This is a genomic window from Stieleria mannarensis (assembly GCF_014154935.1).
In the GTDB taxonomy this organism is placed as follows: domain Bacteria; phylum Planctomycetota; class Planctomycetia; order Pirellulales; family Pirellulaceae; genus Stieleria; species Stieleria mannarensis.
On the sequence record NZ_JACEHH010000005.1, the window covers coordinates 122693 to 134818 of the forward strand.

Consider the following 12126-nt stretch of genomic DNA (forward strand, 5'->3'; position numbering starts at 1 on the left):
GTCATTCCAGCATCGACAGGCTGGAAGCCTATCCCACACCCTTCTGCGTCAACGGCTTGAGCTGGTCGCAAAACAATTCCAGCAGCTCTTTCGTATCGCTTTCACCAAACAGATACGGATCACAGCGGAGTGAAAAACACAGCTTGCGGCCGTAGATGCTGGACGACAGCGTGCTGCGGGTGTGTTTGCGCAGCGGGGGCACGCCGGTGATCGCTTCGAGCGTGAATTCATCACAAGCGATCTTGCCGCGTTGCTTGGGCAGTCGGCCGGTGAATCGACGCGAAGGGTCCCCGGCATTGGAAAACACGCCGGTGGCCAGGCAGCCGCCGTGCTTGAGCAGCTTTTGCATCACCGATCCTTCCATGGCCGACGTCAGCGCATTGACGAAAGCCGATTGGGGCGCGCCGTTTTTGAGCGCCAACGTGTCTTTGATGACCGAGTCCATCAGCCGCTTGTCGTCTTCGATCTCGGCGGCCGACTTGGTGACGAAGGTGCAGGCGGTCATGTTGCACGCCGGGATCCCAAAGTCTTGTCCGTCGCGCATGTCGGCCGGAACGAGCATCCGGATCTTGCGTGAACCGGTCGTTGGCCCGTTCCACTTCAGCGCCGCCTGAAACATCTTGCACAGGAACAGGTCGTTCAGCGTGCCGCCTTGGGAGGTCGCGGCGGTCCGCAGCGTCGCCAGGTCGCCGGCGGAAAACTCCTGCTTGACCATCCCCGGCAAGACGAATTTGTCGGGCGGCGAGGCCGGCGGTCGCAGCGGGGCGGTTCGCGTACGGAGGTGATTCCAGCCTTCGGCGAGAGCGATCTTCAGTTTCTTGAAGCCGCTGTCATGGATGCGGATGCTGCGCATTTTCGAACGGCGGACTTTCAAAAGAGCACTGTCGTAATTGCCAAGCTCGACCTTTCCTTCACAGCTGGACAATCGCTTCATGTAACATCCCAGCAGGTCGCCGACGAAGCGGTAGGCGCCGGTGCCGTCACAGGCCGAATGGTGAAATTGCATCGTGACACGGGCCGAATCGGCCGACTGTCGGACCCAGATGCGGAGGCCAGTTTCGGTTCGAATGTCGATGTAGCCGTTGTTCTTGAACTCCATCGGCATGTCGCCGTCGGCCCAATCGACCGGCGGGACTTTGTCGGGAGCCAGGACCCAGCACAGACGATTTTTTTTGGCCAATTCGATGACGCAGAACAGCAACGGATGGCGTGACAACGCCTCGTCCAGAGCCGCCTGAAAGATGTCTTGGTTCAATCGGCCGGAAAAATCCAGGTCCAAGAAGAACGACATCGTGTACTCGGGGCTGTCGTCGATCAGAAAAAACCAGTCGATCGGCGGCACGTACAGCGGGAACGTGCGTCCATAGTCGGGCAGGGAGTCTGGTTTGGACATCGACTTTTTCGATTCAAGAACCGAGCGAACCGGTGGCCTGCGTCATTGCAGAGCGTTTTCACCGGCCGCGCCATCGCACAAGATTAATTGTCACGGACGCGTTCCGACAGCGGGGTGGTCATTTCAACTGCGAAAGATTCTGAAACCGGCGGCGGAGAGTCCGGCTCAGAGACTTTGTTGCGTGTGCGGTAAAGGCACATGTCCCGGCGCGTCGGGTTGCAATGTGCTGCTTGGGAAAATCGGCCCACGGATGGCAAAGCGTCCCCACGGATCCCAGGCTGGATGACATCCGTGGGGACGCTTTGCCATCCGTGGGTTCTCACTTTTGCGCCATTCCAGCAACCAGAGATTGAGGGGCGCATCGATCGACGGGCTCAGTGCCCAACCTTCGAGACCAGCGCTCAGCCGGGAAGGTGCGCCCGGTCGTCGCACCGAGTGTCGAGCCATTGTGCATCCCGGCGCGAAAGCGTCTCCCATTCGCTATAGTGCCTGACGTCGACCGGGGCGCTGCGACACTCCTTACTTTCCAACCGCACCTATTTGTACTGCGGAACTGTCATGCCGCTGCGTCAATGCAACTCGCGTCCCGTGAATCGTCTATCCCGGCGAACGCTCAACCGATTCCTCCCGACCTGTCTGTTTTGTTTTTTACTCGGGTCGAGTCAGGCGCTGGATGCCGATGTCATCGCACGCTTTGAATTTCAAGGCAACGACTACACCACCGAGACGAGCAATCCGAGCGGATTCAACACGGGACTGAACCTTTCCAACAACGCCTCGGTCGCGGGGGTGACGGTCAGTGACCTGCAATTTTCACGTAACCTGGATCCCACCGCGGCACTTGGTTTTGCCGCCGATGATTACGACGATGCGCTCGGATTCAGCACCGACGAGAATGACGATCGATCACTTGAGTTCACCAATCAAGTCGTTTACTTCGACGTCAACGTTCACGTCGGATTCCGACTGAATCTGCAATCGATCAGTTTCGACTCCTTGAAGACGCGTGGGGCGAACACCGACGATGCCCGCGTCACCTATTCCCTGTTCGTCAATCCGGCCGGCGATCCTGCAGTTGACGGGTTGCTCGGCGACACCGACTTTCTTACCAACGTGGCACACGACCACGGCGCGGCGGGCGATACCGAGGCCGAATCAACCGGCGAGGATTTTTCGACCGGGCGTTGGAACACCGGTCCGATCGACTTGAGCGGGGTGCAAGCGGTGGCCGGAGTCAACACGATCGCGCTGCGACTGTACGGCAGCGAAGGTGCGACGAGCGACCAGGACTTCGGCATCGACAACCTGGTTCTGTCCGGCCAAGTCACCGCCATCCCCGAGCCGGCCACCACCACCGTGCTGCTAGTGAGCATCGCCGCCGCCAGCTACCGACGACGACGAAAGCCCGCGCTGGCGACGAGTCTTGAAGTCTGATCTTGGGGTGCGCCACCGCGACCCCAAGCTTTGTTGTGCCACGCCGTTGGCGTGCAACCGCGATGCGGTTGGTGTTGTAATTGTTTCGCGCAACGCCGCTCGACGTGAAATGCAAGAGAAACACAATCGACGCCCCGAGCAGCGAGAGTCGGCGGCTAAAGCGTGGACACCAACGCTGACTATTCTTCACGCGTGTAAACGGCGGGGTAGACGAACTGGGGTGTTCGTGGCGGACAGAGGTAGCGAAATTGCTCGGTGAGTGCTCGGCCTGCGTCGAGTAGTCGGACACTTATCTCTGCCGGTGCGTCTTCGGTCAATCGCAGCGTCACCGTGACGATCCAATCTCCCGTGTCGGTTCTCTTTGCCGACTTCTTCACCACGGTTGCACGGATCGTTTCGACGTCGACGTGGACACCGGAGGTTGCTGACATCTGGGCCACTGCGGTGCCAGCGAAACGAATCGCGATCTCAACATCATGGTTTGATTCACTACGTTTTAGACTGAAATTGGTGGCCCGGCCGACGTAGGTCTGATCCCCATGATCGCCGGCAAAAAAGCCGACCGTGTAGTCCAGGTTGAACGGAGTGCCCGGTTGGGGCTGATTGCGCGGCACCCAATAGGCGCCGATGTTATCGACACCCTCGTGGGCCCCGGGCAGCTCCAGCAATTCGATGACTCCGTCACGCCAGGTTTCTTTCGGCGTGACCCAAACACTGGGCCGCAGGTCGTAGCGGGCGTTGTGGTCGTCGAAATGGAAGAACGCTCGATTGCGTTGAAGCAAGCCGAATCCGCGAAGCTGCGCCACGTCAATTCGGCTGACCGATGGATAGCTCTGCCGCGCGAAAGCGCGCCAGATCCATTCCGACCGTCCGTCTTTGTTCGCTTGACGGATCAGCAATCCGTCCGCGTCGTGGCAGGCCGGACGCTTGTCCTTGGGCGGCCCGGCGAGACCGTCGCCCCACATCCACATGCTCGTCAGCGGAGCCAAGGCGACCTTTTCCACGGGCCTGCGAAAATGCAACGTGCTGCGGACGTCCAGCCGAGACTCCCAGCGATCGGGCGTGAACGTGAACCGGTACGCGCCGACCACGCTGGGGCTTTCCAGCAGTGCCAGGACCTGCACCTTTGACTCCGGCGAGTCCGGTTGAATGACCCAGAACGCGTGGAAGAATGGAAACTCTTCGTCCTTATTGAGCGCCACGTCGATCGCCAACGCACGAGCGGAGGTACCGTAGCGTGTCTCGGCACTCCGGCCCCGAAAGTAGCTCGCGCCGAGAAACGTCAACAACTCTTGCCCGCCCGGCATGCCGTCCAGCATGCTGATCAGCTTGATCCCGGCGTGTCCCGCATCGTCGTCAATCAAAGTGGGATCGAGTTGCTCGCCATACGTGAAGTTGGATTTCTGGAACGGGACTTCAGCGCTGCCTGCTGGTGTGATTGCAAACACACGCACCTTGTCGCGCTGGACAAACCCCCGATGGAAGGTCTCAAAATAAGTCCGACGACTCTCGCGCCAGATCGCAAGTTCGGGCTTGTACGCGATCCGCTCGTACTGCTCGTAGGGCAGATCGGCCAGCGCCGCGGGCAACGTGGTTCGTGGCGGGGCCGGTTGAGTTGATCGCTGGCGAGCCAGTTGTTGAAGGTCACCGAAACAACGGATCGTCGAAAGCGGATCACGTGCGGAGCATCGGCAGGCGAAGCCGCCGAGCATCACCGCGACGGCCAGGGCGAATGAGGAACATTGCGAAAGATCCACCGAAAGACTCCTACGCAGGAATTGAGACGACCAGAGAAGAAGTGAAACACGAGCCAGCGAAGGAACGTCCATCAGCAGACTAAAAATGCGTGCGTTGCAAAACGATGGGGTACGTACGCTGGCGATGGCATGCGCGGTTGCAGTTTCCGTGCCATCAAAGACTCGGTGCCATCGGAAATGTGATTCCCTGATTCAATCGCGATCATCCCGACATCACCGGCCGACTACGTGATCAAACGGCACCCCAAAGGGTCTCAATCGATAAAGACTTCGTCGCGATTATTCATGCTGATCGGAAATCGCGCAACGGCTGCTCGATTTTCTTGCCGTTGACATCAATTGTTTCCACCGCGCATGTGACTTTCATGAAAAGGCTCCCGCGGGAGCCGAACGCTGTGTTGAAGCGTGAACTCAAGTTTCCCCCGTCCTTGTCTTTCAACGGTGCTTCGATTCACGCTAATCCCATTCGGGGTCATTGGCAGCAAATTTTGGTTCCATCCGACCGACGGAATTCTGGAATTGCCCAAGAGATTCGGTACAGCGTTTGAACCGTCTTATCAACCGAAGCTATCTCCGCTTTCACTTGGTCGGTAACGGACCGAGTGCGGTGTAGCCCCTTCTCTCAACCAGAAAAGCGTATCCATGTCATTGGACAATTCCACGGCGCCCGTCTGGACGCCTGATCTCTCGGTTTCATCGTTTGTATCCACACGTCCACCTGCGGTGAACACGCCTGCAGTGCGATCGGAGCATCGCGAGGAGACGTTGCGTTTGGTTCAACGCTACTTGCGTGAAAGCCGAACGGTGAAGGCGGACGTGATCGATCGAGAAGCGGAGCGTGTCGTTGCGCACGTCGAACGTCGACTCGGCGATTGCCAGTTGGTCACTGCAATCGAATTCAAACGGAGTGCGCTGGGGGTGGCCGCCGAGAGGGTTGATGCCATTGCAGCGGCTGTGTTTCCGAGCGTGGTACCGCTGGAGAAGCCCACGACGATGGCCGAGGCGCAGGCGGTCCATGCCGTTCGGTGGCTGCGACCGGGCTTCTGGGCCGGGTTGGCGACGCAGCGATTCAAGCAAAGTGGCATCACACGCCTGGCAGCATCCGTCCGCCCCTCTCTCACGGACGAATAAGTGATGGACCGTACACATCTTTTTCGCGGTATCGTGATCATGGTGACGTTGGTTGCCACCGTGATCGCGACGAACTGCTACTTCGTCGTCATTCGCGGCGGGGGCGGGATTCAGTGGGTCGAAATGTTGACCGTTCCGCTGTTCGCGTTGTTGTTCGCTTGGATTACGTTTTCGTTTTGCCTGGCAACCGTGGGGGCTGCGAGTCTTGTGCTGGCGGGTCACCGGGGTGGGGAGGCATCACATCAACGTGAGTCTTTGACGACAGCGCGGACGGCGGTTCTTGTGCCCGTCTACAACGAGTCACCGGAGCGTGTCTTTGCGGGGATCCAGGCGATGATCCAAGATCTGGCCGATCACGACGCGGCTTCCGCCTTCGACTTTTACGTGCTCAGCGATACCACCGACCCGGAAGTCTGGTTGCAGGAAGAAGTCGCGTGGGCGCGATTGAGCGAAGAACTAGGAGGAACGGGCAAGGTTTTCTATCGACGTCGCCCGCGCAATGTTGCCCGCAAGGCAGGCAACATCGCAGATTTTTGTGAGCGTTGGGGACAGGGCTACCCGTTCATGATTGTTCTGGATGCCGACAGTCTGATGTCCGCGTCGACGATGATCGAAATGGTGTCGCGTATCTCGCAGGATTCCAAAATCGGCATTCTGCAGGTTCCTCCCACCCCGGTCGGCAGAAACTCGTTGTTCGCGCGGCTACAACAGTTCGCCGCACAAGCCTACGGGCCGATCTATGTTCAGGGGTTCTCGTTGTGGGCCGGTGATGAAGGGAATTACTGGGGACACAATGCGATCATCCGCGTTCAGGCATTCCTGGATCATTGCGATCTTCCGGTCTTGCCCGGCAAGGCCCCGCTGGGTGGTGAGATCCTGAGCCATGATTTCGTTGAAGCGGCCTTGATGTTGCGTGCCGGATACAAGGTGCAACTGGCGACCGACCTGGGCGGCAGTTACGAAGAATGCCCGACGACGCTGGCGGACTATGCCATTCGCGACCAACGCTGGTGCCAGGGAAATCTTCAGCACACCAAGTTGGTGGCAGCCGAAGGTTTCCGTGCGCTCAGTCGGTTTCACTTTGCCAGTGGCGTGCTGGCGTTCGCCACCGCTCCCCTTTGGATCGCATTCACCTTCTTATGCATTGTCGGTGCCGCGGTCGAGCGACACAGTGCATCCGATGCAACGACCGTTTTCAGTTCCGCAAGCAAGATCGCGTTGGCTCTGTTCGCAGTGTCGATGGCGTTCCTGTTATTGCCGAAACTATGGAGCGTCTTGCTGGTGATCCGACATCCGTCACGCGCGGCCGACGGCCGGATCGCACATGCGTTGAGTGTACTGATCGAAACCGTTGCGTCGGTCCTGCTGTCGCCCATCATGGCGTGCTTTCACTCCTGGTTCGTCCTTGCCGCCCTTTCGGGCGTGAACGTTCGCTGGTCGACACAGCAGCGAGATGAGCATGTGTTGACGTGGCGTGAGGCTGCAAGGCAGTTCGCGGGGTTCACGCTGTTTGGCATCACCTCTCTGGCCTTGATCGCCTGGGCGATGCCGTCGTTGTTGCCATGGTTTTCGCCAATGACCGGCGGACTGCTGTTGTCCATTCCGATCGCCAAGCTGGCCAGCAGCGTGACGCTGGGGCAGGGGTTGCGAGCCTGGGGGTTGCTGCTGATCGCTGAGGAGCAGACACCTGCCCAGGTGATTCGATATCACCAGAGCGCGTTGCGCCGCGGCGAGTCGGTTCGCCACCGGATCGATCGTCGGCCACTGTTTGAACAGTTCTTGTTGGATCCCGCGCTGAATGTTTTGCATGGCAGAATCCAGGATGCGAGCAACGCCATCATCGCGATGAATCCGGCTGACGTTTGCGAGGCCAAAGCCGTGCTGATGTCAGACGGCGCCCATGCCATTCCGCCCAGCTTGCGTCGCGCGATCCTGCAGGACAGCCAGGTTTTTCAACAGTTGCACCTTGAAGCCTGGGTTCGGTAGCGGCTTGCCGGAGCGGCGCGGATCGACACCGTCTGTTTCAGCAATGCTTTCGACACAGACGTTCAGCATTGGTTGTTGCCACGCGAATCGGAGACTTTGATTCGGAGGCGTTGATCGCGTGCCGAGCGACGAAACAGGTGCGGGGGGCTGGAGCATCGATTAACATACTCGTGGTCGCTGAACTCCGTTGCATCCCCGTCCCTGGCGAGGCGATTCGCTCGAATTGGTTTCCAGGGCAGTTGCCCCGTCACGTCCGTTGAATGCTTTCCCAGCGGGGAAGATTGCCGCGGCGATGACCATCGGGTTGATCATCCCCCAGGCGATGAGTTTGGCTTGGGGAACACGGAGGCGACCTGAACGGTATCAGCGGTGAGAAACAGAGGGGGGTGAAACGGTTGGTCAAAAAATGGGGTGGTCAAAAAATGAAACATCCAGCCCACACCATTTTTTGACCAATCAATTTTTTGACCAATCAATTTTTTGACCAATCAATTTTTTGACCAATCAATCTCCGGGCAAGGTCGTTGTGGTGGGCAAGCCACCGCGCGACGACCTCTGCATCATGGGCCGCTAGTTTTGCTGTGGCTCAGCGTTCTTCTTCGCGGGCTTCTCCTGTGGATCGCTGGCGGGTTTCGCCGCCGGAGCTTCGGATGCCTTTTTCTCGGCAGCCGGCTTTGATTCCGCATCATCCTTCTTTTCAGACGTCGCTGCTTTCTCGGACGTCGCTTTGGATTCCGACTGCTTGGCTGGCTCTGAATCCTTGGCCGATTCAGCCTGTTCTTTGGCCGCTTCTGGCTTTTCGTTCCATTCCAGTTTGGCGGCTTCTTGACGCTGTTTCTTTGTCGCGATCACCGGGAACTTGGCGGTGGTGATGCCGCGGTCGACGATCCAGATGTTGCGGAACCGGACCGGGTCGCCGTGGTCTTGGATGTTGATCGGCGACAGCGTCGGCTCCTCGGCCTTTCCGGCGCCGGTTTTACTCGGCAGTTCGATGTCGTCTTGGACTTTGACGCCGTTGACCCAGCTGGTCACCCGAGCGTTGCGAATCTTCTTGCCGTCCGACGCCCAGCGTGGCGCGGTGAAATGGACGTCATAGGTTTGCCAGACCAGCGGCGGAAAGGCCATGTTCACATCGGGGGCTTTCATGCGGTAGAGCGCCCCGAGTCCGTTAAACATTTTTTCGGTGCCGAATGAATCGAGGACCTGGCACTCGTAGCGGCTTTGCAGGTACAGCCCGCTATTGCCACGTTGCTGGCCTTCGGCTTGCGGCATGTAGGGCAGTCGAAACTCGACGTGCAGGTTGAAGTCCTGGAACATCGGAGAAATCAGCGCGCCCTCTTTGAGCAACCCGTCCTCGGTCATTTCCGCACCGACGAAATGATCGACGCCTGTGCCGTCAAACAAGACCGTGGCCCCCTCGGGCGCTTTTGCACCCAAGGTGGGGCTGACGCGGTGGACGCGTTTAAGTCGGCCGAGCAGTTTGCCGCTCGAGCTGACGAGGTTGCAGCCTTTGGAGTCGACGAAGATCGCCCAGGGGCCGCCCGAAAGTACCAGGCTCTCTTTAGCCCTCAGCCCGATCAGCCGCATTTCTTCGCTCTCGTGCTGGGGTTCTCCCGGCAGGGCACCGTAGAAGGCGATCGCGTGGAACTGGTCGCCGGCGACGGGACGGATCTGCAGCGCCACGGTTTGTTTCTTCTTCTCGCCCTGAACTCGGATTTGCCCGGCAAATTCACCCATCAACGGATAATTCGGCTCGTCGGTCGGCGGCACCGTGTACGCCGGGCCTTTGCCAGGAATGATCGTCGGTTCTTGGGCAAAACTCGGGGCGGAAATCAGCAGCAGTGCCGCGGCAAAGAAGACCGGAGCGGAGCGGCGACCAAACGTGTGGAGATGCAATGACATGGGGGGCAATGACATGGGGGACACTGGGCCAGTTCGGGAAACCGAAGCGGGGGAATCGGCGGCATGTCGCACGCGACACCCGAGAAAGGGGGGGGCGCATCGTCAGACCGCAGCAGAGAGTCTAATTCGCGCCGTACGGCGGGGCCACTTCGCCACAGAAAAATACCATTGGGGGCGGGAAGGATAGCCGAAATGCCGCCGTTGCACTACGATTCGCCGAAATCGGCACTGTCCCCTTCAGGCACTGTCCCTTTCAGGCCCCAGGCCTAGCCCGAGTGCGAGCCAACCTCATGAGCCATCGTTTTTCCGTCATCCAAACCGCCCCCCCGGATTCGATTCTGGGGCTGACCGAAGCTTTCAATGCAGACCCGAACCCGAACAAAATGAACCTGTCGGTCGGTGTCTACAAGGACGAAAACGGACAAACCCCGATCCTAAAATCGGTCAAAGCGGCCGAGCAAAAAATCCTCGACACCGAAGCGACCAAGGGCTATCTGTCGATCGACGGTTTGCCCGAGTACCGCGACGATGTCCGCAATCTGGTGTTCGGTCAGTCGCTGCCAGCCGATCGCGTGGCCGTGTTGCAAACCCCCGGCGGCACCGGGGCATTGCGGGTTGCCGCCGATTTCATGCGGACCCAATTGCCCGCAGCACGGATCTGGATGCCCAACCCCACCTGGGCCAATCACCCGGCGATTTTTGAAGCGTCCGGGCTGCCGACCGAAACCTACCGCTACCTGGGCGATGATCGCACCTCGCTGGACCTGGACGGCATGCTCGCTGCGTTCCAAGAAAACACCAAACCCGGAGACGCGATCTTGCTGCACGGGTGCTGCCACAACCCGACCGGCATCGACCCGACGCCCGAGGATTGGAAACAGATCGCAGCGGTGGTCGCCGAAAAGAACCTGTTGCCGCTGATCGATTTCGCCTACCAGGGTTTCGGCGACGGAATCGAACAAGACGCGATCGGCTTGCGAACCATTCTCCAGCACGTCGACGAAGCGATCGTTTGCACCTCGTTTTCCAAGAATTTTGGCCTGTACAGCGAGCGTGTCGGTGCGGTTTCGTTGATCGCCGCCGATGCCCCGCAATGCGGCGCGGCACTCAGCCAACTCAAGCGGGTCGTTCGCACCAACTACAGCAACCCGCCGCGACACGGCGGGGCGATCGTCGCCACGATCCTGGCCGACGGCGATCTGACGAAGCTTTGGAAAGAAGAACTCGACGCGATGCGTTCACGAATCACGCGTCTGCGCGAGCAGTTCGTCGAAACCATGAAGTCGACCGGTGCCGGCCACGACTTTTCATTCCTGCTTCGCCAACGAGGCATGTTCTCCTACAGCGGACTCAGCCCGCTGCAAGTCGACGAGCTGAAAAGCAAGTACGGCATTTACATCGTCGGCAGCGGCCGGATCAACGTCGCCGGAATGAACGAAACCAAGATGAACTCCCTTTGCGAGGCCGTGGCCTCGGTGATGTCATGAGCAGTGAAACGTTATCCGGTGAAACAACAACGGATCAATCCAAACCATCCACACTCCGCCCCTCGGTGTGCATCGACGCGGTGTTCGAAGGCGTCGAGCACCGCGATGCGATCGCCCGCGTCAAAGCATGCGGGATCGATGCGTTCGAATTTTGGGGCTGGTGGGACAAGGATCTAAAGCTGATCGAGGACGCCGCGGCCGAAAACGAAATGAAAATCGCCGCTTGCTGCACCAAGTTCATCAGCTTGGTCGACCCGGCGACGCGGGCGGAATACCTGGACGGGCTGGGCGAGTCGATCGAAGCGGCCAAGCGACTCGGATGCCCGACGCTGATTTCCCAGGTCGGGGACTTCCGCCCAGACACTTCCCACGAGTCCCAACACGATTGCTTGGTCGAAGGCCTGCGCGAAGCGGCACCGATGCTGGAGCAGGCCGGCGTCACATTGGTCTTTGAACCGCTCAACGACCTGATCGACCACGTGGGGTATTACCTGGTCCGAAGCGAGCAAGCGTTTGCGATCGTCGATCAGGTTGAAAGCGAAAACGTGAAGGTCGTCTTCGACATCTATCACCAGCAGATCAGCGAAGGCAATGTGATTCGCAACGCTACTGAAAATATCAACCGGATCGGCCACTTTCATGCCGCCGGAAACCCGGGGCGAAACGAACTGACACAGGGCGAGCTGAATTATGCCGAGATCTTTCGTGCGATCCGTGAATCAGACTACGACGGATACGTCGGGCTAGAATACTGGCCGCTCGACGATCCCGAGGCCGGCGTGAAGGAAGCGGCTGGATTGGTCCGCGGTTCTTGACGTCTATTTCGGAAACACTTCCAGCGTTCCAGGTACGATGGCCCTTCCGGGCTGTCGCCCGTGGGGCGCTGCGCGACGGCCTAGAAAGGACGTCGTGCAACCTCCGCCGCCCAGCTCTTACCCAATCAGACAGATCATTCGGATTTGTCGCGTTTTGTCTTAGCCCTAAGCTGGACGGTCCTTAAAGCCCAAGACCAACACATCTGCCTGCGTCTATCGCA

Annotated in this window: 8 protein-coding genes; 5 read left to right on the plus strand and 3 right to left on the minus strand. The window is 59.1% G+C overall.

Annotation, left to right across the window (positions count from 1 at the left end; translation table 11 throughout):
* Positions 1–28 precede the first annotated feature (28 nt).
* Positions 29–1393 carry a hypothetical protein gene (locus H1B37_RS05150; RefSeq protein WP_182865558.1) on the minus strand — a complete coding sequence of 455 codons (1365 nt, stop codon included), beginning with the start codon at positions 1391–1393 and terminating at the stop codon, positions 29–31.
* A gap of 588 nt (positions 1394–1981) precedes the next feature.
* Between H1B37_RS05150 and H1B37_RS05155 the strand changes: the two genes are divergently transcribed.
* A complete protein-coding gene (locus H1B37_RS05155) occupies positions 1982–2827 on the plus strand; it encodes a hypothetical protein (protein ID WP_182865559.1) in 846 nt (281 codons plus the stop codon).
* A gap of 179 nt (positions 2828–3006) precedes the next feature.
* Here the strand turns inward: H1B37_RS05155 and H1B37_RS05160 are convergent, their stop codons facing one another.
* The gene (locus tag H1B37_RS05160; RefSeq protein ID WP_182865560.1) at positions 3007–4584 is read right to left on the minus strand and encodes a glucan biosynthesis protein; all 1578 of its coding nucleotides are present in this window, start codon (positions 4582–4584) and stop codon (positions 3007–3009) included.
* Between the two features lie 723 nt (positions 4585–5307).
* Here H1B37_RS05160 and H1B37_RS05165 point away from each other — a divergent pair.
* On the plus strand, positions 5308–5715 hold the full coding sequence (locus H1B37_RS05165; protein ID WP_182865562.1) for a hypothetical protein: 408 nt from the start codon (positions 5308–5310) through the stop codon (positions 5713–5715).
* A gap of 3 nt (positions 5716–5718) precedes the next feature.
* On the plus strand, positions 5719–7701 hold the full coding sequence (mdoH, locus tag H1B37_RS05170; protein WP_182865565.1) for a glucans biosynthesis glucosyltransferase MdoH: 1983 nt from the start codon (positions 5719–5721) through the stop codon (positions 7699–7701).
* 570 nt (positions 7702–8271) lie between these two features.
* On the opposite strand, the gene H1B37_RS05175 is transcribed toward mdoH, so the two are convergent.
* A complete protein-coding gene (locus H1B37_RS05175) occupies positions 8272–9603 on the minus strand; it encodes a 3-keto-disaccharide hydrolase (protein ID WP_182865567.1) in 1332 nt (443 codons plus the stop codon).
* Between the two features lie 290 nt (positions 9604–9893).
* On the opposite strand from H1B37_RS05175, the gene H1B37_RS05180 reads away from it, so the two are divergent.
* Entirely contained in the window at positions 9894–11090 is a 1197-nt protein-coding gene (locus H1B37_RS05180) for an amino acid aminotransferase (protein ID WP_182865568.1), read from the plus strand.
* Positions 11087–11905: a hydroxypyruvate isomerase family protein gene (locus H1B37_RS05185; RefSeq protein WP_182865569.1), complete on the plus strand. Its 819-nt coding sequence runs from the start codon at positions 11087–11089 to the stop codon at positions 11903–11905. The genes H1B37_RS05180 and H1B37_RS05185 overlap by 4 nt, the downstream gene beginning before the upstream one ends.
* Positions 11906–12126 lie beyond the last annotated feature (221 nt).

Bases quoted from the DNA above. Each gene is read 5' to 3' on its own strand.
- mdoH (WP_182865565.1), top strand. From the start codon at position 5,719: ATGGACCGTACACATCTTTTTCGCGGTATCGTGATCATGGTGACGTTG.
- H1B37_RS05180 (WP_182865568.1), top strand. From the start codon at position 9,894: ATGAGCCATCGTTTTTCCGTCATCCAAACCGCCCCCCCGGATTCGATT.
- H1B37_RS05150 (WP_182865558.1), bottom strand. From the start codon at position 1,393: ATGTCCAAACCAGACTCCCTGCCCGACTATGGACGCACGTTCCCGCTG.
- H1B37_RS05175 (WP_182865567.1), bottom strand. From the start codon at position 9,603: ATGTCATTGCATCTCCACACGTTTGGTCGCCGCTCCGCTCCGGTCTTC.
- H1B37_RS05185 (WP_182865569.1), top strand. From the start codon at position 11,087: ATGAGCAGTGAAACGTTATCCGGTGAAACAACAACGGATCAATCCAAA.